The organism is Mucilaginibacter roseus, from assembly GCF_021215455.1.
In the GTDB taxonomy this organism is placed as follows: domain Bacteria; phylum Bacteroidota; class Bacteroidia; order Sphingobacteriales; family Sphingobacteriaceae; genus Mucilaginibacter; species Mucilaginibacter roseus.
This window is the reverse complement of the sequence record NZ_JAJPWV010000001.1, coordinates 1-22,860: the sequence shown is the minus strand read 5'-3', so window position 1 is coordinate 22,860 and position 22,860 is coordinate 1. Positions and strand designations below refer to the sequence as shown.

At 44.3% G+C, this 22,860-nt stretch carries 16 protein-coding genes and 1 pseudogene; 3 read left to right on the top strand and 14 right to left on the bottom strand.

Annotated elements, in window-relative coordinates; all coding sequences use genetic code 11:
• Positions 1–17: 17 nt before the first annotated feature.
• The 6 genes from LT679_RS00085 to LT679_RS00060 are packed head-to-tail and all read right to left on the bottom strand — an operon-like array spanning position 18 to position 10,759.
• On the bottom strand, positions 18–2,363 hold the full coding sequence (locus tag LT679_RS00085) for a hypothetical protein (RefSeq protein WP_232174860.1): 2,346 nt from the start codon (positions 2,361–2,363) through the stop codon (positions 18–20).
• Between the two features lie 17 nt (positions 2,364–2,380).
• Positions 2,381–6,052: a BamA/TamA family outer membrane protein gene (locus LT679_RS00080; protein ID WP_232174859.1), complete on the bottom strand. Its 3,672-nt coding sequence runs from the start codon at positions 6,050–6,052 to the stop codon at positions 2,381–2,383.
• Positions 5,982–6,599: a phosphatase PAP2 family protein gene (locus LT679_RS00075; RefSeq protein ID WP_232174858.1), complete on the bottom strand. Its 618-nt coding sequence runs from the start codon at positions 6,597–6,599 to the stop codon at positions 5,982–5,984. Before LT679_RS00075 ends, LT679_RS00080 begins: the two co-directional genes overlap by 71 nt.
• 39 nt (positions 6,600–6,638) lie before the next feature.
• Complete coding sequence (locus tag LT679_RS00070) at positions 6,639–7,523, bottom strand: SdiA-regulated domain-containing protein (protein WP_232174857.1); 885 nt, start codon at positions 7,521–7,523, stop codon at positions 6,639–6,641.
• Complete coding sequence (gene ppk1 / locus LT679_RS00065; RefSeq protein WP_232174856.1) at positions 7,507–9,555, bottom strand: polyphosphate kinase 1; 2,049 nt, start codon at positions 9,553–9,555, stop codon at positions 7,507–7,509. The genes LT679_RS00070 and ppk1 overlap by 17 nt, the downstream gene beginning before the upstream one ends.
• The gene (locus LT679_RS00060; protein WP_232174855.1) at positions 9,545–10,759 is read right to left on the bottom strand and encodes a Pycsar system effector family protein; all 1,215 of its coding nucleotides are present in this window, start codon (positions 10,757–10,759) and stop codon (positions 9,545–9,547) included. Before LT679_RS00060 ends, ppk1 begins: the two co-directional genes overlap by 11 nt.
• 201 nt (positions 10,760–10,960) lie before the next feature.
• Between LT679_RS00060 and LT679_RS00055 the strand changes: the two genes are divergently transcribed.
• Positions 10,961–12,403: a DUF3943 domain-containing protein gene (locus LT679_RS00055; RefSeq protein WP_232174854.1), complete on the top strand. Its 1,443-nt coding sequence runs from the start codon at positions 10,961–10,963 to the stop codon at positions 12,401–12,403.
• Positions 12,404–12,533: 130 nt separating this feature from the next.
• On the opposite strand, the gene LT679_RS00050 is transcribed toward LT679_RS00055, so the two are convergent.
• Positions 12,534–13,067 (bottom strand): DUF4199 domain-containing protein, encoded by a 534-nt coding sequence (locus LT679_RS00050; protein ID WP_232174853.1) that lies wholly within the window; start codon positions 13,065–13,067, stop codon positions 12,534–12,536.
• Positions 13,068–13,177: 110 nt separating this feature from the next.
• A complete protein-coding gene (locus LT679_RS00045; protein WP_232174852.1) occupies positions 13,178–13,651 on the bottom strand; it encodes a response regulator transcription factor in 474 nt (157 codons plus the stop codon).
• A gap of 61 nt (positions 13,652–13,712) precedes the next feature.
• Between LT679_RS00045 and LT679_RS00040 the strand changes: the two genes are divergently transcribed.
• On the top strand, positions 13,713–13,922 hold the full coding sequence (locus LT679_RS00040; protein ID WP_228950437.1) for a hypothetical protein: 210 nt from the start codon (positions 13,713–13,715) through the stop codon (positions 13,920–13,922).
• Between the two features lie 64 nt (positions 13,923–13,986).
• Here the strand turns inward: LT679_RS00040 and LT679_RS00035 are convergent, their stop codons facing one another.
• Both LT679_RS00035 and LT679_RS00030 read right to left on the bottom strand, forming a co-directional pair.
• Positions 13,987–15,567 carry a M20/M25/M40 family metallo-hydrolase gene (locus LT679_RS00035; RefSeq protein WP_232174851.1) on the bottom strand — a complete coding sequence of 527 codons (1,581 nt, stop codon included), beginning with the start codon at positions 15,565–15,567 and terminating at the stop codon, positions 13,987–13,989.
• Between the two features lie 519 nt (positions 15,568–16,086).
• Entirely contained in the window at positions 16,087–18,843 is a 2,757-nt protein-coding gene (locus LT679_RS00030; protein WP_232174850.1) for a hybrid sensor histidine kinase/response regulator transcription factor, read from the bottom strand.
• Between the two features lie 208 nt (positions 18,844–19,051).
• Here LT679_RS00030 and LT679_RS00025 point away from each other — a divergent pair, with 208 nt between their 5' ends.
• A complete protein-coding gene (locus LT679_RS00025) occupies positions 19,052–19,858 on the top strand; it encodes an SDR family oxidoreductase (protein WP_232174849.1) in 807 nt (268 codons plus the stop codon).
• A 61-nt stretch (positions 19,859–19,919) separates the two neighbouring features.
• Here LT679_RS00025 and LT679_RS00020 read toward each other — a convergent pair whose 3' ends face one another.
• From LT679_RS00020 to LT679_RS00005, 4 genes and pseudogenes are all read right to left on the bottom strand, one after another.
• Positions 19,920–20,321, bottom strand: a complete 402-nt coding sequence (locus LT679_RS00020) for a hypothetical protein (RefSeq protein WP_232174848.1) — start codon at positions 20,319–20,321, stop codon at positions 19,920–19,922.
• Between the two features lie 147 nt (positions 20,322–20,468).
• On the bottom strand, positions 20,469–21,092 hold the full coding sequence (locus tag LT679_RS00015; RefSeq protein WP_232174847.1) for a hypothetical protein: 624 nt from the start codon (positions 21,090–21,092) through the stop codon (positions 20,469–20,471).
• Positions 21,093–21,220: 128 nt separating this feature from the next.
• On the bottom strand, positions 21,221–22,357 hold the full coding sequence (locus tag LT679_RS00010; RefSeq protein WP_232174846.1) for a cysteine desulfurase family protein: 1,137 nt from the start codon (positions 22,355–22,357) through the stop codon (positions 21,221–21,223).
• Between the two features lie 88 nt (positions 22,358–22,445).
• Positions 22,446–22,860: pseudogene (locus LT679_RS00005) on the bottom strand (phosphoglucosamine mutase); the annotation flags it as partial.

The window sequence follows — 22,860 nt, the reverse complement described above, 5'->3', positions numbered from 1 at the left end:
TATTCAATAGGGTAATATTATTCGGCATCAACATAATTAACCGTGGCACGTAACGCTTTAAGTCCGGATACGCCTTGCAATTCTTCCAGATCCAATTGCTCAACACCGCCTGTTAAATATCCCTGCTCCTGTAAATATTGAATGTACTCAAGATACTCACCCGCCTCGTTCTGGTTAAAGTAAACCAGCGCTATTTTTCCCGGTTGCGTGAGGCGCTCAGCTGTACCTTTAACCAATACCTTGTCTATCCGTTTTTTAACTACTTCGTAGCGGATGTTATAGGCACCTTCCACATCAAACCTCCGCTCATCATTCCTGAAACTGATGTTGATCGGGTTTGAATGAATGAATATCATATGGGTAGTATGCAGCGGCTTTCGCATATTTTTTGATAACCCGGCGGTTAACCGCGCTATCTCCACCATTGAGCGTATTTGCCACAAACGTAGGTTTTTAAGGTAAACCTCGTTAAACGGCATTTCGGGCGCTATTGCCTGGCCGATGTAAATATCATATTCAACCCCATCCGTACGGAATTTGCTGAAATAACACGGATACGATTTTTGCAACATAGCTTGGGCTTTTTCCAGGTAATGGCTTACGGAGGTGTTTACAAGCTGCATTGACGCCTCAAGTTCACGCCTTTTCTGGTAAGCAATGCCGCTCTCCTCACGTACCGAATTAAAATATTCGTTTATTACTGCGGCAGTTGCCGGGTGCCCTGAGCGGATATGCTTTAACAACGGATCAACCTCGTTATCCAGAAACGCCCGAAGCATAACCTCGTCATTAGAGTTGGTGTAATCGCTTATCCGCACCTTCCATTCCTTAACATTATATATAAGCTTATCTATCAAGCTCATATCTACATGCTTTTTCACCGCTACAAGCGCATCGCAAAGCATATTGAGCAACTGCGATAAGTCTTCCTGAAGGGCCATGTTGCGCTCAATAGTTGAATTGCGTATATCGATAGCGCCAAACAATGGATACATATTTTCAAACACCACGGTATCAATAACCGGTAGCCGGTCGCTGTTTTTTAGTCCGCGCAGGTAGTTAAGCGCTACCTCATTAAACTTCCATTGTACGGATGGTTGCAGGGCCGTAAATTTATCTTTAAGGATGGAATCAATAGCAGAATTAAACCTGTCAATACTGTACTGAAACAATTGAGCCAGCAATGGCAGCGCACGTTGTAGCTTTGATAAAAGCACCTCATCAATAATCAACTCCTTGGTTGAGTGCAGTTCCATAGCACCCGCCAGCTTTTTGTTATAGTAAATCGGGATGAGCGTGTAGGCGCAGATGCCGGCCTGTTTAATGATGCGAAGCATCACGTTATCTACCGCTTTCTCGTCGGTTATCTTGGTATAAATGATAGGGCGCGGATTTTTGCGATATTCTTCAACCAGGGCGTACATTACCTCATCGGCAATACCCGCTTCTGACGCGGCATCAATCAACACGCTGTCCTTACAATCGTCCGAGTCAAAAACAAGCTTATCATTAAGCGTTAAAAACGGCATAATGCCAAACTCAATATCGGCATTGCCCGCCAATGTTTTTAACGATTGGATCACCAGCGGATAAGCTGCACGTTCGTCAGCATGCTCAACCAAAACCGAACGCAGGTTATCGATAGCACGCGTCATGGTGATATCGGTAAGTGTAAGTATAGTAAAGCCTTCGAGCCTGAAGTGGTGCAGCGGCAATATATCGGCGAGTATTTCCAGCTCCCGCCCTTCATGCATTTGCTCGCCAATTTTTTCAAAGTCGAGCACGGGCAGTTCGCCGTCAACAAAGATATTGATGAAGCTGGTGTCGGCATGTATGCTAAAGTACTTGTTTAGGTGACTAACCGGATCGGTGTAAGTTAACACCTTCTCATCCTTAAATACCGAGGTAAAATTGTAAAACCGCTTTAAAATCAGCTGATAAATAAATTGCAGCTGTTTTTTCTCAATATGATCCGTTTCTTCAAACCCTTCAACGTGCGCTACCTCAGCGTTATTAGTGTAAAAGTTATAAAAGGCGTCGGTGCTAAAAAATATCTTATCGGGCACGGGGGTACTCATCGCCCAAAAAAATTCTTTTTCGCTGGCTACCAGCGGCGTTAGTATAGTGTATATAAGTACCAGCATCTCCTGGTATTTCTCCAGTTCAGCCACTTTTACAATGTAATCCGTAGCCTGTAACTCGCTCAGTTTTTCAAGCAAAAACTTGTAGAACTGCGCTTTTATAGGATGCTCGGTTTTTAACCGCTCCTGCAGGTGATCTACAAGCGGTTTAAAGGACAGCCTTGTTTCAACCTGGCAAACAACGCATTGGTCCTGGTTTATTTCAAGTATTTCGGTGTGCATTTTATTGGTGTGTTATCTTAATATCTAAATTTCATAGATATGTAGGGGTACCAGCCTTCGTCAGAATGCCCGGCGACTAATTGTAAAACGGCCATACGTGCAGGTGCAAAATAGATGCCACCGCCGTTGCCAATATGCCATTTATCGCTTTGTTCGCCTTTTTCCCAAACGCGGCCAATATCAAAAAAGCCGGTTATGCCAAATTGGCCTGGTAGTATGTAGCTGGCAAAATCGCCCAGTTTAATTCGCAGTTCCAGGTTATTGTAGGCACTATGCTGGCCGGCAAACCTGTACTGACGAAAACCCTGCAAATTTTGAATACCGCCAAGGAATAATGATTGATAGAACGCCGTTTTACCAATGGTAACACCGCCGCCAATCCTGTCGGCAAGTACTATTGAGCCGCTTGATGTAAGGCTTTTATAAAAGGCCACTTCTGGCAATATTTGTATGTACGACTTTGAGTAGCTGTTTAACCCTGCATATCCCTCCACTTTAATGTTAACCATGTTGCCCCAGGTTGGCAGCACCGGGTTATTACGCTTATCGCTTATAAAGTTGAACACAACACCGGCGTGCAGTTTATCCTTATCAACCGTTGCGCTATCATATGAGCCGATAAGCGATGTATTGTTGATAAAACGGCCGGCATTATCGTCTTTATCCAAATGGTAAGACTGAAACGATGGCCCTATGCTTACCGAAGTACCCGGTGATGTTCTCCACCTCAAGGCCGGATCAATCTCGATGGTATTATATCGCGTACGATAAAAGCGTTTCCAGTTGCCCACCCGGTCAAAATCTGTTTCATTACCACGACCAAAAAAGTTAGCGGTATTATCCGGGGCTTGTATTAACGCCTGCAAAGTTATGTCGGCTTTTCCAATTGCTTCCATCCACTCGGCGTTATATTTAATACGGAAAGCTTTTGTTGCAAATGAATGACTCACCATGAGCTGATGCGCATCATAATAAGGCGTCTTACGGAAGCCCTCCTGGTGTATGTATTTAAAACCCAGGCCTAATATTAAACCATCGTCGGCATTTAAAGCGCCGGTTGCCAGCGGTATAAGCTTGTTGTATAAATCAACCGGTACAAAGGCTGTGTTGGCGCTGTCAGCCCTTAAATGCTTTTTAAAGCGGCTACTGTCTCCCTTAAATGTGATGTTGTTACCCTTGTTATAAAGCGGGATGCTTTTGGTGGTATTGGCTATCTCGTAAACCTTATCCCCTTTTTTACCGATGACCTTGAGCTTTATTGGCGATGTTTTGTTATCAATGATCACATGATCATCACCATCCTCTACATACAGCCTTATCTCTTTGGTAATATCATGGTCGAATGTGTTATTCATAAGCACATCTTCCGTTTTGCCATCTTTATTTATTTTTTTGATGACTACTTTGAGCGAGCGCGCGGTATCGCCAGTTATTTCCACCAGCTCATTTTTATCGGTCGTACGTATATCAACAATCTTGTTTACAAACTTGTAGTACCTGGCCATTGCTGCCGGTATGTTATCCCTGCGCTTTTTGAGCTTGGCCAGCAATTCATCATGTCGGATGGCGTAGATTTCGGCGGGCAATCTTTTTAAGCCGGCTTCAAGTACCTGGTCGTTTTCTGCGGCTACAAACTCGTTTGCCATTTTCATCCACTCCTGGTAACTAAAGTTAGCCTGCGGATACATATTTAAAAATCTCGATTTGAAAATCGACCATTTCACATATGGTATATCGCTATCAAAGCCCTGCAGGGTAGGTACCACCCAAGGCAACCCCGCAATACCTGGAAATAAGCCTTCGTTCACATATAAAGCCTGGTCACGGTCGCGCGGAACGGCTGTATAAACTGTGTTATCACCTTGTTTCTTTTCGGCCCAGCGCCATTGATCTTCATGGCGGTCCCAGTCGCCTACCAGCAAATCGAGCAAACGGGCACGTACAAATTCGCGGGCGTCAAACTTATTGTCGTTGTCTTTATTAAGTGCCTTGATGGTTTTCAGCGTATTTTTTGAGTCGCCGATAGGCTCGCGCTCCTCTAACAAGCATACCATGTTGTTGAATATGGCTCCATACTTACCCAAATTTTTATCCGGCGATACGATGCCGATAATCGGGTTAGCATGGGGCACTTTCGCCGCATCAGCCAAAGGTGGTATTATTAATGCCGAATACGGATGCTGCGCGCTCATGGCATCGTTCACCCAATCCTTGGCAAAGGTTTCCTGCAACTCGCCCGGCAACACTTTCTCGGGGCTTTTTTCAACACTGCGCAATACCCATTCCTTGCCGTTTCCATCAACCAGGCGTAATGATTTGGATTGATAGCCGCCGCCCAACTGCGTTGGTTTTAAGCCTCCATGTATTTGCGACAGGCGGATAACCGGTAGCTTAGTTGGCTCGGCCCATTCCTTACGGTAATTTTCACCAAAGAAAAAGCGGTGCATGCTACCGCCTTTGTTGTATTCAGGCCTTACCGCAATCACCATGCTATCGGCAGCAATCGGTTTGGGTATCGAATCGCGGTAATTAACCTTTACAAATGGCTGCGTATATTTAAACGCCTGTTTTACGCCCTGATCCGCAAAAATGTAGTAGGTGAAGACCATGCTTTTGTCGGCCATCATATCGGCAGTAACGTAGCCTTGAGTAGCATCAGCAAAAAGCGAATATCTACCTTTTTTGGCATAGGTACGCTTGGCGCCAGCGCCGCTTACTACCTGTACCATTTTTTTGTTCTTGATAAATTGCAAGCCATGCTCATGCCCTGCAACGTGTATCAGATCGGGATAACCATTAAAGACCCTATCAACACTCTGTATCATGTTTTTATACAGCGGATGCCCGGTATCTTCAGGGTTAGTGAAAAGCGTGCGCAGCATGGGGTACAATGAACCGATTACCGGCAACGGGATGTATAGATTCTTCTTTGCGGCAGTCAGCGGAAAAATATGATCCTTCAGCGAAAAGTATCCGCCATGTGTACCATAGGTTTTAAAAGGGTGGTGCGATGCCAGCAATATCGTTTTACCTTTGTTTTTATCGAACAACTGCTGCATTCGTGCCAGAATATCCTGGCGGCTGTTGCAATCGCACTCGGCCTCAGGGTTATCTTTACTAAAGGGGAAAAGCCACCACTCGCTATCGAAAGCAATAATGGTAAGGCTATCTGTAAGGTTGATCTCTACTGGGTCAGGGCATCCATCGCGCGGAACAAGTTTAAGCAGGCTATCCTGCTGCGCATCCAAAAAAGCCCATTGCTGTTTTATTTTGGCCAGCCCCTGCGGACCCATCCTGTCCCAATCATGGTTACCCGGAATAAAATAAACCGGTACGCCTTTAGCCCTGAATGGCTGGTATTGTGACCGTAAAATATCCTCGGTTTGCTTTTGCTCCGGGCTACCCGGCAAACCCATGCCGTGCGGGTAAATATTATCGCCCAAATACATAACCATACTTTTACCGGGTATAGTTTGCGCTGTTGCATGGGCAAGCACAGCTTCCTGCTGCTTGTCCATTTCACCGGCGTCACCAATAAAAATGACCCGGTAACTTACCGGGCCTTTTTGTGCAATGGCGTTATGTATGCTAAAAATGAGTACTAATAAAATATAAAACTTATTGCGCATAGGGCTTTGGTGTGGTGTAGTAGCGTTTAAATAACTTTCGGTTAAGCCAATGGCTTGCATAACCCGCTCCTATCCCTAACGCCGCTCCGCCCAACACATCCGAGGGGTAATGTTTACCTAAATACATGCGTGAATACCCTACCGAAGCCGCCCATGCATAAGCAGGCACAGTAACATACCACTTTTTGTATTGTAATGACAATGTTGTTGCTGTTGCAAACGCCATACTGGTATGGCCCGAAGGCATTGACATATCAGTTGTTGGCGATACCGGATAAATCATATTCGGATATTTATCGCCCGGGCGCGTGCGGTTAAATGATTTCTTCATCAAATCAGTAACCAGCATATTGGCGCCTAAACTTACAAACAGATCAAACGAACTGTGCTTGGCCTTTTCATCGCCGCTGATTAAACCATACAGCAATGAGCCCGCAGGCACCGCCGCGCTTGCCCAGTAAACCGAGTTACTGGTATTTATCCAGTATTGCGAATTGGGGTTCTCCGGGTTGATCTTGTTAAGCAGTTTGGCATCCCAGCCCTGGGCAAAAACCGGCTTGCAAAAACATACAACAGCAGCAAAAATAAACAGCAAAAAACATTTCATCACCACACGCATACTTTAAATTTACTTTAAATATACAAATTACTTGCTATACAAATACTTAAGCAGTGTGCCACTGCCCTTACCACCCTCGTTTGAAATGTATAGGTTGCCCTGCCTGTCGAACGCTATGCCTTCAGGCTGCGGAAATTGTGAACGTGTAAGCGGATAAACATCCTTTACCTTAAAGTTATTATCAGTAACCACTATCATTTTGTTGATGGATGATAGTATGTACCACTCATTGGTAAGCGGATTTTTGGTAAGTGCCGAAGGCATAAACCTGGCCTTCCTTTTCTTTTTCTCTCCTGAGAGCGTTCCTATCTCCTCGTTTGATATACTAAACTCACCTGCGGGTTTTAAGTTATTACCTGCCAAAAGGTTGAACTTATAGCCCGCTGTGGTGTTCATTTTTTTGTCAGTTTTGCTGTTTTTAGTGATGATGTAAATAGTAGCCGTACTTTCGTCGGCATACATACCCTCATATTCGCCTTTAGGCAAAATGTTGCCGATTGTTTTTACCGTGGTAACCTTACCCGCCTTCACTTGCGCCAGCGGAAAAACGAATAATACGCCATCGCTGCGCAGCATAATTACCTGCTCGCGGCAAATGGCAATGTCCTCATAATCGCCGGGGCCGGCAAACTGAGTGGATGATACGTTCTTATCGCCCGGCTTGAAAAAATATACCCGGCCGCTCTCATCTTCCTGCGCGTATACTACCGAAGGATCGCCCTTGTAAAAAGTATGGCCTGATATTTCGGTCAGGCTGGCAGGCATGTAAAATGTTTGCGGTTTAGAAAGATCGTACCCCGGTGGATTTTTCGAGCCACCCTTTTTCTGCATGCACGAAAAGCTGATGAAAACCAGCGATAAAATCAGCAAAAAGGCCGATTGAAATTTGAACTCTCTATATATTTTTTTCATGCTTATCATTCTTTAAAAAATTATAAATGGCCTGCTGCGATTGTACCTCTGGTGTTGATGATGTAACAGGAACGTTATTCATCTCCCTGTCCACATAAACCGCCTGTACGTTATCCTGTAATTGCAGATCTATTAAACGCATTATCTCCGCTTTAATACCTACATCATACACCGGGAAACAAACTTCAATACGGCGATAAATATTCCTGTTCATCCAATCTGCTGAGCCCATGTAGACCTGCTTATCGCCGCCATTCTCAAATATAAACACCCGCCCATGCTCCAGGTAACGGTCAACAATGCGGCGTACCTCAATATTGTTGCTCATACCCTCAACGCCCGGTACAATACAGCATATACCGCGAACAATCAGCTGTATCTTCACTCCCGCACGTGAGGCATCATATAACTTACTGATGAGCACCTTTTCTTCCAGGTTGTTCATCTTTATAATGATGGATGCCGGCAGTCTTCTTTCGGCATTCGCTATTTCATTATCTATCAATTCCAAAAAACGCCGTTGCAAATTAAACTGCGATACCAGCAACTCGCTAAAAGGTATCAAATCCGGCGATGATGGTTTTTGCCGCTTGGTAAGAAATAATAGCAGCAGCTCCATCTCTCTGGTAAGCGCCGGGTTGCTCGTCATCAAAATATGATCGGTATAAAATAATGCCGTACTCTCGTTAAAATTTCCCGTAGCCAGCAAACCTGTATATTTTATCCGGTCATCCTCCCTGCGTTTTATTAGCGCTACCTTGGCATGTACCTTTAGCGCCGTAATGCTGTAAATAATACGCACGCCCGCATCCTTCATTTTACGCGCCCATTTAATGTTGTTCGCTTCGTCAAACCGGGCTTTCAGCTCTATCATAACGGTAACCTTTTTACCGTTTTTAGCCGCGCTGATAAGGGCGTTCACAATTTTTGATTCCCTTGCCACCCGGTAAAGCGTAATGTAAATCTCCTCTACATCGGGATGCGTGGCTGCCTCATTAAAAAAACGTAAAATACTATGGTATGATTGATACGGAACGTTCAGTAAAACGTCGCGCCCGTCCAGATATTGCAGCAAGGTTGTACCGCCCGGCACATCCGGATAATCAGCCGCCGGCCAGCGGCTGTAAATTAAAGCACTATTTTTTACCGGGAAGTCGGCAAAGTCCTTTAAGTTATGGTACCTGCCCCCTTCAACACTTACGGCATTAGCCAAGCCAAGCTGCTCCGTGGTTAAATTCAGGCTGTATAATGGAATGCCCGGCTCAAACAAAAAACGCGTGGCTAAACCCTGGTCGCGTTTGTTAAGCTGCTTCTCTACCTGCTCGGCAACGTCGCTGGTGTACTCATCTTTCAGATCAAGCTCCGCATCGCGCGTTATTTTAAAGCTGTAGCAGCCTTTAACGTTTTTGCACGGAAAAAGCGTGTTGAGGTTAAGCCGCATAATATCATCCAGGAAAAAAACGGCCGTTTCGCCATCAAGATCAGCGGTGTAAAAACGAGGTACTTTGTCTGACGGGATATTCACAATCACCGTTTCCTGCTGACCGTTGTTTTCGGTTACAGCCAAAAAGTAAAGCTTGTTATTCTCCGGAAAGAAATTGATATCATTTACACCCACACATACCGGCTGTAAAAAGCCAAGCACATCGCTGTAAAAATAGGCTTTAAGCAAAGCATGATACTTATCAGGTATCGCCTCATTATAAAAAAGGTGAATGCCGTTTTGCTTTAATTGCGGGATTATTTGCCCTGTCAGCGTTTTGCCAAACAATTGCTGCTGTGACATGATGATATCACGCGCCTGCTGCAAGTTAGCTGTATTCGCCTCATCGCCATCACTCGTAATTTTTTGAAATGCCGCCAGCACCGGCATACGCACCCGGTAAAATTCGTCGAGGTTTGATGAAAAGATCGACAGGAATTTGATGCGTTCAAGCAACGGAACGGCAGATTGGGTAGCTTCGGCCAGCACACGCCCGTTAAACGATAGCCAGCTCAGGTCACGGTCGTTAAACAGATTATTACTTTCCATTAAGTATCGACGCGATGATGTAAGCGAAAACCGAAACAATCAACCCGAACATAAATATGTTGTATGATATACGCAGCAGGCGGTATTTTTTGCCTAACACCACCCCTTGCGAAAAATTATCGCGGATGAGGTTACCATACAAAAACTCCTTATCCTCCATCAACTGGAACATACCCGCGCTGTATTCATCTAAAGACATGCGGTAGAAATTGCCAAAAAACAAAAGGTTTACATCCTTATTTTTAAGGTTATTGAGCGTAAAACGACCGTCAGGAATAGAAGGGCGTGTAGCCAGTATGGAAAATGTTATGGTAAGCAAACTCACGGATATCAGCATCACGGTTGGTATAAGCCAGGTACTGTCCTGATCCAGCTTGCGCAACACCAAACTGATAATGGCCGACAGGATGATGGAGTTTACCGTAATCATGATGTGCGCCTTATTATCGGCCATATCGCTCAGGCGCTGATGGTTGGTTGAACTGATCCTGAACATGGTTTCGATGCCTCGCTCCGGGCGGTCTTTCTTTTTTTTCTCCGGCTCATCCTCATCTTTTTTTTCCTCGCGTTGCTTATCAAAAACCAATATATCCTGTTGCTTAGCGTCGTTTTTACTTTGCCTTTCTTTCAGAGCCTCCAGATTTTTCGCTTTCTGATCATCCAGTAACAAACGGCAGTAGTCGGTAAAATAGCGGTGATTTTCCATCAAATTGATGGTCTTTTGCCGCCAGTCGGCCTTATTAATATCCATTTTGCAGAATAGCAGCATCTCCTCGCGCAGCTGCCTGCTGCCCTTGCGCTGATCAACCGTACCCAGGTGAAAAAGGTCTGCATCACACATGATCTCCTGTAGCAACCCGTTAGGCTTCTGCGGCATTTTGGTAGCCATTATTACACCCTGAACTTTAGCGATCACCGCCGCGTCAACTCCTTTATGCTTCAGATAATCTGTCGCAACCTGAGCGCTGCTTTCTTCGTGCTTTGAGGCATCAACCATGTAACCGGTATCGTGAAACCAGGCACCGGCTATTACAATAAAGTAATCCTCATCATTAAGCTGGTAGTGGTTAGCTATCTGCATAGCGGCGCCAACCACATTTTTGGTATGGCCTAAGTTATGATATACCAGATTAGGGTTATTATGATCACGAAAGTATTTAATGACATGATCTTTTACCTCGTCCAGCAATTGTTTGTAATTCATGTGTGTGTTTGGTGAATATGATATAAATATCGCTTATTAGTGTGTTTATGCAAAATAAGGACGGCGTATTAACGTGTTAAACTTGTTTTTATTCTCTCACTGTTAAAAACATCTTACGCCGGCTTAAAACAATCTTAACAATTTATTTATTTACTACCTATTCCTGATTAAGAGGATAGCCGCACCACACCGTTATTGATTATGTTTTTCTGCGCCCCCTATAAACTTGCCAAGCCGCTAACCGGTTTTGCCCTGCTTGCTATTTTTACACTTGCATGTTGTAAACCCGCCAAAGCCCAAAACGCTACCGACGGGGCTAAAATAATAGCCGATACGCTCGAACTTAAATTGCCCGATCATTTTCGCCAGCCACGTAAAAAGAATTTTTGGCGCGCCGGCGGTGAGCTGCTTTTGGCAGAAGCTATCCCCTTTAGCTATAGCAAGTTCATATCAAAAGCGCCGTATGCAAATGTTACCTGGAGCTCAATTAAACACAATATAAAACCTGGTAGCTGGACCTGGGATAAGGATATTTTTAAAACCAACCAATTTGGCCATCCTTATCATGGCAGCTTGTATTTCAACGCTTTCCGTTCAAATGGTTATACATTTGGCCAGTCGGCACTGGCAACCGCCGCGGGCAGTTATTTATGGGAAACCTTTGGCGAGAATGAGCCACCATCACCTAATGATTTTGTGAATACCACCTTTGGAGGCGTAGTATTGGGTGAGATGACGCACCGTTTGGCTAACCGGATAGTAAACAACCGGGCCACCGGGTTTAAGCGGCAGATGAACGAGGTAATTGGCTTTATAGTGAACCCCATGAATGGCCTTAACCGGATAATTGACGGAAAGTGGGGCAAGGTTAATCGTAACACAGCCGATTATGATTCCACCAAAATAAGCGTAGAGCTTGACCTTGGTGCAAGGCGCTTCAACCCCAATAGCTATAGTTTGCCGGGTGCCAAGGGAAAATTCGGCTGGTTTGCCAGGGCTAAGTTTATTTACGGTAACCCGTATGATGATTACAGTACTCCCTTCAGTAACATCATTGTTAACGTTGAGCTTGGCCAGGATGATAGTTCTAAAGTTAACGCAATCAACGTTTACGGCTCTATAGCAGGCTGGGAACTGCGCAACAGCGACAGGATAAAACACCTGGCCATACTATCTGCCAATTATGATTATTACGAAAACGAAGCATTTTTTTACGGCGGCCAAAGCGTGAAGATGAACTTATTTTCACAGTATCAACTGCTTGATAATGTTAAGTTAAATACTGCTTTCAGCGCGGGAGCGGTAATATTGGCTGCTGTACCCAACACTTATGTGTATAACGAGCGCAATTACGATTATACTTCGGGTGCCAGCATTGGCGGCAGTGGTAGCCTGAATATAACCGACCGTTTCTTTTTCGGGCTTGATTACCGCGGCGCATGGCTTAAAACCGTAAACGGCAACAATTCTCATTATTTTTTACATACGCTAACCAGCGAGGTTAGGTACCGTGCGCTTAAAAATCTTTCGGTGCTTGCCGAACCCGGTTATTTCATCCTGGAAGGTAAGTATGATGAACATCCGGATGTAAATAAAAAATACCCTTTCCTGCGAGTTTCAGCAAGGTATACATTTGATTTGTAAGCTCTTATATGTTAATGTTTATATTGAGGAGGTAAAAAGAGACACCTATCGTTTTACTAAAATTCTAACGGATTTCTCCTCTTACCTCATTTGAAATGACAATTACGCTAAGCCTGTTAAACAAACAATGCTATACCGTTACCACCTTTGGAGTATTGCGCTTCAGTATTAACGCGGCTATCACCGAGATGATCAAACCTACAGGCATAATTTCCATATAGGTAAACAACACTACAAACAACGGATTTTTATACATCTTGCTCATGCCGGAAATCTGCTCGGTTTGATCTTTTAATTCTATAGCTGACAAGCCGCTTTCTTTAGCTTGCTGTATGGCATGGGCTGTGTATTTGTCCATAAAATCGGGCACAAAATTGTAGAAGTATACCAACCACACCAGCACATAAATAGTTGATGCCACCAAGGTAATCAACAGCCCTATCCGGAAGGCCTTACCAAATGAAATAATACCTGCGCTGATTTTATCGCGATAGTTTTTTATCGCTACAAAAATAAAGGAGAACGCAATGATCATGGAGCTATAGCCAATAACCTCACTGCCTTCAAAATCAAGCGAGTTATAGCACGACGTGATAGAATAAACCATCATCGCGCTTACAATAATGCCGGCGATAACCCCGAAAGTAATTACATATTTTTTCATGTGTTATAAAGTTTTGTGGGTGGTAAAAATGGTTATCATGGCGGTATCAACGCTCATACTTTAGGGTGATTTTGTAGAAAATCACCCTTTATCATACTAAATCATGAGCTTTATGGAACAATCCCCAGCTTACGTGCCTTATCCACCGCCTGTGTGCGCCTGCCCGCTTCCAGCTTTTCGAGTACTTTTGAACTGTGGGTTTTAACGGTGTTTAATGATACATACAGTTGATCTGCTATCTGTTGGTTGCTCAGGCCCTGCGCCATCAATTGCAGCACCTCTAACTCCCGGGTGCTTAAACCCGTAACTTGCAGGGCTTTTTCATTCAGAGCGAAATCTGCGGAAGGATTAACAAAAACCTGTTTTTCAATAACCACAGTCCTTACTTTGGGGCTGGTTAGCTTTACAGCCAACCATATACCCAGCACAGTAAAAATCAGGGCGATGCTGCCGGCATATATTTCAAACGAATGGTTTACCATGATCAATCGCACCTCGAGCCATTTCAGCAAAAAAAGCAGTAAGGCTAACAATAAGCCATAGAGCAATATCGATCGATATTTGAGCCAAAAGGTGCTGGTCATGTCATCAAAAATAAAACATTTTGCCACCCGTGCTACTTATCACATACACAAACTAAAGATTATGAACAGAGTTACCGGAATAATACTAATTGTTATAGGTGCCGCTATGCTGATATGGACTGGCTTTACCTACACCAAAAAAGAGAAAGTGATAGATGCCGGACCTATACAAGTATCGGCAGATAAAGAAAAAACGGTAAGCTGGCCACCCTACCTCGGCGGCGTATTGCTGATAGGCGGCATTGTAATAGTAGCCACATCAAAAAAGTAAAACTATCTTATAACAACAAAGGCACCGAATGGGTGCCTTTGTTGTTATGAATAGCGGATAAAACTTAATCCAAACCACCTTTACGGGTTGGCGAAGTTTGATCGGGCCATTTAACCTGCTCACCTGTGCGAGGGTTAACAGGCATCACGCTTTTTTCGTTTGATGTTTTAGCCGGATCTTCGCTGGCCAGGTAAGCTAATATGGCTGCTAACATGGCGTTGTTACGCAAATCATCAAATACTATCTTATCATAAGTATCACGGTTAGTGTGCCAGGTATAGTTGCCGTACGACCAACTGTTTGAGCTCAGCGAAAATGCAGGGGCGCCCGCTGCTACAAACGATGCAAAGTCTGACCCGCCACGGCCCGGTGCACCTGGGAACGATGTTTCGATTTGGTTACGGATGCTATCAGGCACCTTGCTTAACCAACGGCCCAGATAATCATACGCATGCAAAAAGCCTTGGCCACTCAGGTTAACCACCCGGCCTGTACCGTTATCCTGGTTAAATAAAGCCTGTATGTTTTTTACTATTTCAGGATGATCTTCAACAAAGGCGCGCGATCCGTTCAGGCCCTGCTCTTCGCTACCCCAATGGCCTACCAGGATGGTGCGTTTAGGATTTGGATATATCTTTTTCAGGATACGCATTGCTTCCATCATGGTAAGCGTACCTGTACCGTTGTCGGTAGCGCCGGTGCCGCCATCCCATGAGTCAAAGTGAGCTGATAGGATTACATATTCATTTGGTTTTTCGCTACCCTTAATTTCGGCGATGGTGTTAAATGTTGGCACAACGCCATGCTCTTTTGACTCGGTTTGCACCCGGATCTTTGGTTTATGCCCCGACTCGATCAAGCGGTAAAGCAAGCCATAATCTTCAAGCGCTACATCAATGGTAGGTACTCTTTTGGTGTAAGCGCCAAATATTTTATCAACGCCAAACCCGGCCGACCAGTTATTGATCACCACACCGGCAGCCCCCGCGTTTTCAAGCGCTACCGGCAGCGTGCGGCCATTGTAGCCGGTTTTACGAATGCGCGCGGCCCATGCCTCTGTTTGAGCGGTACGTTCCTTCTTCATTTTTTCAAATGATTCCGGTGTAGCAAATTCTTTCCAGTTATAATCAGGGCGGCCTGTCGGCTGCATCATAGATATTAACACAAACTTACCTTTAACGGCAGGCAGCCATTTTTTAAACGCTACCGAATCGGCTACATCAGGAATAATGATCAACTCAGCGGTTACGCTTTTTTTCATGCCCGGGCTCCAGGCCAGTTGGGTAGCCTCAAGGGTATGTACCCGCGGCGATACCATATCAATATGTGATATGCCACGCTCCCAGCCACGCCACTCGCCCCATTTTTCGTTACGGGCGGCAACACCCCAGCTTTTATATTTTTCAACTGCCCAGTTATTAGCCTGCTCCATTTGCGGTGTACCTACAAGGCGCGGCCCAACAACATCAAGCAACTCATGCGCGAGGGTTTTTAGCTGTGAGTTTTGATTGGCTTCCTTAACAATATTATCAATAACGGCATCCTTTGTTTGGGCAAAAGACGCATAGCTGCCTGAAAACGCGGCAAAAACGCCGACAGCGGCCAGGGCTTTGGCCGGTTTAAAGTAAAGGTCAGTTAATTTCATGCTGTTAAATTAGTAAGTTTTAAAAATCATCCCAATGATGCAACAGCTATTTTACTAAAAAAAAATATGCTCTCCGTTTCCGGAGAGCATCACATTAAAACCGCTATAAAGAACGGGTACCTAAGTTTATAAAGATGGTTTAAGGTGAAAGTTTATTCCTGACTGGATCTGTAAAACTTTTTGAAACACTTTGCGCATTTGTAATGTCGCATGTTATCTGAAAATAACACCTTTACAATCTTGCTTCTGGGTATACGGTCGCATTGATCATTATTACAGCGCGGGCATACAACAACGGCTCTGGGCTTTGGGGAGATAACCATACTCGTTAAATTTTGCTCGTCAATTAAAATATTCATTCGAATTGAGTTTGTTATAGTTTATACCCAAATGTGGGTAAATACCTACGAACAAAACTGACATTTACGTTAACATAACTGCCATTTTAAGTTTTAACAAAACCGACACAATTTGTTAACTCGCACTAAATCAACGCAAATGAAACGGACATCGATCTGCTTATAAAAGTTCGTTAACATCCCGCCCATAATGGGCTTTAAAAAGTTTAGAGAAGTAAGCAGGTGTTTCAAACCCTGCAGCGTACGAAATTTCGGCCACCGTACGGTGTTTGCCACTGTCAATTGCCTCGCGGGCAATTTGTAAACGTATTACCCTGATGTACTTGTTTGGGGTGAGCCCGGTTATGGCTTTGATACGGCGGTTTAACTGCCGCTCACTCAGGTTGAGATCATAACTCAGCATTGCGATATTCAAGTCCGTTTTTCCAACCTGTTTGCGTATAAGCTGCTCAACCTGGTTTAACCAGGCCAAATCTGCAGGTGAGGTTGTTAAGTCCCGACTATCATCGTCGTCAGCTTCATCGCCATTTGTTATAACGGCTTCTAATTTCCGGCTTTGTACATTGCCCAGCAGGTTAGCCACTCGGGCCATTAACTCATTACTTAAAAATGGTTTGGTTATATAATCATCAACCCCAATAGTAAGCGCCTTTAGCTTATTTGGCGAATCGGAAAGCGCAGTGAGCATTATTACCGGGATACGGTGATATTCGTCATGTTTTTTCAAGTGTTCCAACAGCAAAAAGCCATCCATCAAAGGCATCATCACATCAGATATTATCAGATCAGGCTTATGCGGCATCTCGTCAAGCCTGGTAAGTGCCTCAACACCATTATTCACAGTAACTACCTGATAATTGGACTTTAAAATAGTAGCGATATAATGTGCCATTTCACTGTGGTCTTCTACCACCATAACCGTAAACTGCCCCCCAACTGCCGGTAAACTTTCTTCCTCATCTTCCAGCGCGCCGGCACCCTCTTGTTCAGGTAATTCGTTAACAATATTAAGCGGTAGATTCAACTTGAAAACAACGCCTTTGCCCCACTCGTTATCAATTTCTATTTTACCGCCAAGCAATTCCGCGTATTCGCGCGAGATAGCCAAACCAATACCCGTACCGCCTTCGGCCGTAACTTTATTGCCCTGATAATACCTGTCAAAAATATGTTTCAAATCATCAGGGTGAATACCTGTACCGGTGTTAGATACCGTAAACTCAAATTGGCTCGCTTTGGCAATGGCATTTACGTAGATGGAACCGTTTGCAGGTGTAAATTTTACCGCGTTAGATATCAGGTTATTGATGATCTTCTCCAACTTCTCGCGGTCAATCTCCACCACCATCTCTTTAACGATACAACAAATAATAGAATAGCGTATTTGCCTATGTTCTGCCGCTGACGAAAAGCCCTGGCATAGCATACGTACAAACGGCAACAAATTCACTTTTTGCAGGCGTATTGGCAAATTACCCGCCTCAATTTTACCCAGATCAAGTAACTCGTTAACCATTCCCAGCAACTTTTTACTGTTACGCCAAACAGTATCAAGATGCATCCTGCGTTTTTCTTCACTTAAAATCTGCTGATTGACAAGCACATCGAGCGGACCCATAATTAACGTTAACGGAGTGCGTAGCTCATGGCTGATATTGGCGAAAAAGCTGGTTTTCATGGCATCCAACTTTGCGAGTTGCTTATGCTCCTTAACAAGCAATTTAGCTTCCCGTTGTCGTTTTAAATAATACCATCTATATAATACAATGAAACCGATAACTATAATAAAAACAATAATTACACTAAAATTCCGCTGTTGCCTGGCCAGTTTTGATTTAGCTTCTTCAAGTAGCAGGCGCTTGTCAAGCTTGTACTTTTCATTCAATTCCGTTGCGGCATTGGTTAAGCCCAAACTTGTAATGGTATCACTCAGATCGCGGTAACGCCTGTAATATTTTAACGCTTCTTTATAATCGCCCAAACCTTCGTATGAGTCGCTAAGGCGGTTGTAAATATTGCGCTGCATTAAACGGCTGGTTTGCTCATCACTTTGTATTGCCAGCGCCCGCTTAGAAAACGCTATACTTTCCTGATACCGGCCCTGATCGTTACGCAAAGTCGCCATCTCATTCAACGCGTGCTTTGCTATGGCCGGGTACTTTTCGCGTTCGCATATGTCAACAGCCTCAAGTAAAACTATGCTTGCCTTATCAAACCGCTTCTGCATTTCGTAAAGCCGCCCCAGGTTACTCAAATATCGCGCACGCTCAAAGGTAGTAAGCTTAGCCGCGTAAGGTTTTGTTAGTATTTGTTCCATGTACTCCACAGCCTTGATGATGTTGTACTTGGTCTGGAAATTTCGCTGGGAATATATGTTCGACAAGGTACTGAGCGCGATGATGTACATGGAAGTGTCTTTTGAAAACTTCATATCAACCGCGACCTGCTGCGCATGGGTAAGGGCCTGCGAGGGCCGGTCCATTGAACGGTAAATATCCGCGATGCAAATATGGCAATCCGCTCCCAGCCGTTTCCATTTATGTGCCTCGGCCACTTTAAGCGCATCGAAAGCTATTTTCAAGGCATCTAACTCACCACTATGGCGGCCAAGCATATAAGCCATCATGGTGGCCGATTTTATATAGACAAATGAATCGCGCGGGGTAACCAGCTTATGGGCGTTACGGGCCAGATTAAGGGCGCCGAGTTCATCGCCATTCATGTACAAGCGGTATGATTTAGCGTATAAGGCGCGCCCCTCAAGCGACCGATCCTTATTTCGTTTGGCTAAGCTTATCTGCGCATCGGCATAAGCCAAAGCCGAGTCAGGATTTTTTATCGATTTTACTTTTTTGACCAGGCTATCGCTGGGAACTTGCGCCATTGCACACGATCCGCCAATAGCCAGGGTGGCCATGGTGGCAAAAAAAATTAAAAGGGGAGTATAAATTTTTTGCACAACTATAAGTGGTACTAAAGTACAAAATAAACTACCACTTACTTGTAAATTTGACATTAATTGCAAACTATAATTTTAAGATTGATACTTAACACAGAATTAAAAATCTAATCTTATAAAAATAATCTTAGCCATAAATAGACTTGCTTTAGTAGCTTTACCAGCAATGGAAGCAGAAGACACGATAAGTATTTTAGGCTGTGGATGGTATGGTCTCGCATTAGCCAAGCAACTGGTACAATCCGGATACGCAGTAAAAGGCTCAACTACCACCTCAGAAAAATTAACATTACTAAGCAAATACGGCATTGAATCGTTTTTAATTGATGCCGCCGATGAACAGAATGCTTTAAACCCTTTATTTTTTGAGAGCAAAATATTGGTAATTGCAATCCCGCCGAAAGTGCGGAGTGGTAATGGCGAGAACTATATCCCGCAAATAAAAAATATCGTAAAGGCGGCAAAGGCAAGCGATACCATTGAGCACGTAATTTACATAAGCTCGACCAGTGTATATGGCGATAACAATAGTGTGGTAACGGAAACAGTTTCGCCCCAGCCCTCGACCGAATCAGGCAATGTATTACTTGCTGTTGAGAATTTACTTAGAGCCGAACCTGCTTTTACAACTACCATCATCCGTTTTGGCGGGTTGTTTGGGCCGGGCCGTGACGCGGGGCGCTTTTTCGCCGGTAAATCAAATATCCCCAATGGGCAAGCACCTGTTAATATGATTCACCTGGATGATTGCCTGGGCATCACCAGCGCAATTTTAGAGAAGAGAGCATTTGGCCACACCTATAACGCCTGCACACCTGAACACCCGCCGAAGACTCAATTTTATGCTAAAGCTGCCGAACAAAGTAATTTAACGGCTCCTGAATTTATTGATGAATTAAATGAATGGAAAGAGGTGAACAGCATTAATGTACCAAAACTGCTCAACTACCACTTTAAGCACAAACTGATATAAACAAAGAGCGGGCTTTCGCCCGCTCTTCTCTCACTAAACATAATCAATCTACCACATCAAATCAACCTTGCACTTTACCAGCTTGTTCGGCTCTCTTCTTCTGCATCTTATACACCTTCTCTGCCTTAAGCTGGTTATATTTTTTAACCTGATCGGCATTTAACACACCGGTTATCTGCTTATCGGTTGTTTCCATTATCGCTTTAATTGCCTTGCGGTTATGGTGCTTTTTATCACCCTCATTTTTCACCGCCTTAAGGCTATCAACACTTGTTGCCTGTTTAAGCAAAATATCATGCACCTTAACTGATTGCTCCTGCGTTAGCGCTAACTCGCTCTGCATTTTTTTGCTCAATATATCTGCCTTTTGCTGAGCTGTTTTATGAGGCCTAACCTCTGTTTGTGCATTGGCCGCTACACCTAAACCGGCTAAAAAAGCCATCATCAATATCAACTTTTTCATTACGTTCTATCGTTGTTTGTATAGTTATGACTGTGATGAATAGCGATGGTTTAACCTACCCCACCTATCTGTTACGGAATGACAAATGGACGACAAAATAAAAGGCCGATTATCACTAACCGGCCTCTCCATTACATTTATCGTTATTTAAATACCTTCGGTACCTGGCTCATGGCCTAACATTCGGCCGGTAGTGCGTCCATGCGGGCGTGCTTCAAAATCTGTCTTAGCAGGTCCTTCGGCAGGGAATTCCCGGTGCTCAGGCGGAGTCACATCTGTTTGCTCACTGTAAGAGGCGTCATTACCTTCCTGGGGTTCGCTGTACTCGCGGCTTGGTGTGTAACCCGAACCTTCATTTTCCGACTCTTCCTTTTCAGGTATCTCGTTCGGGTCAGGATCAACCGATTCCGGATTCAAATGTGCTTCAAAATCCTTATCCTCGTTAAACTCGCTACCTTCCGAGGCATCATAATTACGGTCGAACGCGGCATCATTACTAAGCGTATTGGTGTAGCCTCCGGTTAAAGTATCGTCGTCTTCGTCCTCTTCATCGTATAACGGGTCGGTATCATCCAACTCCTCATCTTCAAGGCCTGAATCCAATTCGTCATCATCCTCTAAAGCAAGTTCATCATCCTCGTCCAATTCTTCCTCGTCAGGATCAACAGCGCGACCCGAAGTTGAATATTCCTGACCAGTATAGTTGTTTTCGCTTTCTCGCCTCAACTGATCATCCCGATCATTCCAGGCCATATCGTTTGTTGTCATCATAGGTTATCAATTTTAATTACTAATTAAGTAACCTATAAAAATGGCCGATTGTTTTCTTTAATTAAGAAATCAACCGGCCGTTGTATAAATAATCTTTTCAGGTTTGTTAATAACCTGTATAGAGGATATTACGCTTTTACCAGGCAAACATCTTTAAGCTTTGCCACGGTGTAATCTACCTCTTCTTTAGTGCTATATTTTGAAAAGGAAAACCTCACTGATGCCCTTGACGGATTAGCGCCGATAGCCCCTAACACGTGCGAGCCTATATCAGTACCGGAGCTACAGGCACTACCGCCCGACGCCGATATACCTGCAATATCCAGGTTGAACAACAGCATATCCGCCATTTCCATTTCGGGGAACGATACGTTGAGCACGGTGTATAAGCTCTTGTCCGGATCAATTTCCCCATTAAAGCTTATGCCCGGTATCTCGGCCTTGAGCTGCTCTATCATATAGGTTTTGATGCCTTGTACATGCGCGCGGTGTTCTTCCATTTCGGTATACGCCAACTCGAGCGATTTGGCTAAACCTGCGATACCGTATACATTCTCGGTACCGCCACGCATATTACGCTCCTGCGAACCTCCGTGTATCATCGGTTTTATTTTGATGCGATGATTGATGTGCAAAAAGCCTACGCCTTTAGGACCGTGCAGCTTATGTGCCGAACAAACCAGAAAGTGCACCTTCAGCTTACTCAAATCATGCGTAAAGTGCCCCATAGTTTGTACGGTATCGCTATGAAAAATTGCGTCATATTGTTCGCACAGTTCGCCAACGCGCTCAATATCAGTAAGCGTACCAATCTCGTTATTGGCATGCATCAGTGATACAAAGCTGCGCTCGTTATCCTGCAGCAATTTTTCGAGATGGGCGTAATCAATATTGCCTTTATGATCGGTATCAACAAAGCTCAGTTTTATAATGCCTGTTTTCTCCATCGCCTCAAGCGTATGCAGCACCGCATGGTGCTCCAGCCTGCTGGTGATGGCATGTTTTAAACCATGGTCAACAATACCACATTTAATGGCGGTGTTATCCGCCTCGGTACCGCCACTAGTGAAAAATATTTCGGCTGGTGATGTGTGCAGTAAGTTGGCAATGGTTTTACGCGCTCGCTCGATAAGCGTACGCGCTTCGCGGCCATGTGCATGTATTGATGACGGGTTGCCAAACTGACTTTCCATCACCTTGTACATTTCTTTTAACACCTCTGGGTCAAGCGGCGTAGTGGCCGCATTATCAAAATAAACACGCATTATATTGATCAGTTATGTGTGGGCAGATCGCTCCGCTCACGGTTGTTTACGTCCTTAATATAACGGCTGATATTACCGTTTTAACACCTTACGCAATCCCTAAAATCGCCTTCATATCGGCAATGAGTTTTTCGGCCAAAGCAGTTGCTGCTGCCTCGCTTGATGACTCCGAATAGATCCTAATGATCGGTTCAGTGTTCGACCGGCGCAAATGTACCCATTCTTTATCAAATTCTATCTTTAACCCGTCTATTGTGCTGTAGGGTTGATCTTGGTATTTTTCTTCGACCTGTTTAAGTAAGTTGTCGATATCCATCCCCGCCTGCAGCTCTATCTTGTTTTTAGAGATATAGTATTCCGGGTAAGTTTTTTTTAGTTCAGATATGGTTTTCTTTTCCTTTGCCAGGTGCGTCAGGAACAGGGCGATGCCGACCAGCGCATCTCTGCCATAGTGCAATTCAGGATAAATGATCCCGCCGTTACCTTCGCCACCGATGATGGCA